Source organism: Caballeronia sp. RCC_10 (genome assembly GCF_041360715.1).
GTDB lineage: Bacteria > Pseudomonadota > Gammaproteobacteria > Burkholderiales > Burkholderiaceae > Caballeronia > Caballeronia grimmiae.
Window position 1 is genome coordinate 1 of record NZ_JBFUPT010000114.1, and the last position, 830, is coordinate 830.

An 830-nucleotide genomic window follows, 5' to 3' on the forward strand; every position below is an offset into this window, starting at 1 on the left:
GGCGTTGTCAGGTTGTTGGGTCGGTCACGTAAGATGATGCGATGAAGAAATCGAAATCGCTCTATCACGGTCACCGTTTCCCGGCCGAGGTCATCAGTTGCGCTGTCCGTTGGTATTTCCGCTTTCAGTTGAGCTTGCGCGACATCGAGGAACTGCTCTTCGAGCGCGGTGTGACCGTGACATACGAGACAATCCGATGCTGGTGCGATAAGTTTGGCAACGGCTTCGCTCACCGGGTGAAAGCCGCGCGAAGCAAGCCGGGTAGCACCTGGCACCTCGACGAGATGTTCGTCACGCTGCGTGGCGAACCGCACCTGCTGTGGCGCGCGGTCGACCAGCACGGCGCGGAACTCGACATCTTGCTACAAAAGCGGCGCGACAAAGCCGCGGCCAAACGCTTCTTCAAGCGTGTGCTGCGCTCGAGCCCGGTACCGCGCAAGATCGTCACTGATCAGTTGCGCAGCTATCCGGCGGCAAAGGCGGAGATCCCCGAACTTGCGAACGTGAAGCACGTGTTCGTCAAAGCGGCCGCCCGACTGAACAACCGCGCAGAGAACAGCCACCAACCGACCCGCGAACGCGAACGGCGTATGCGCGGCTTTCGCAACCCGAAACGCACACAGAAATTTCTCTCGTGCTTCGGGCCGGTCAGGCAACACTTCGCGCTCAAGCGGCATCTGCTGCGCGCTTCACTCCATCGGAAACAACTCGAAGGGCGATTTGTTGCCTGGCGCGAGTTCACCGGGGTCACCCGAAATCCGTCCTGCGCCTTCTGAGGGACGCTTTTTCTTGCCGTCTTTCCGACTCAGTGTCGACAAGTTGACAGAGCC

1 protein-coding gene is annotated in these 830 nt (G+C 59.9%); it reads left to right on the forward strand.

Going from position 1 to position 830, the window contains the following annotated elements; all coding sequences use genetic code 11:
• Positions 1 to 41: 41 nt before the first annotated feature.
• Positions 42 to 776: an IS6 family transposase gene (locus tag AB6804_RS31885; RefSeq protein WP_370889840.1), complete on the forward strand. Its 735-nt coding sequence runs from the start codon at positions 42 to 44 to the stop codon at positions 774 to 776.
• Positions 777 to 830 lie beyond the last annotated feature (54 nt).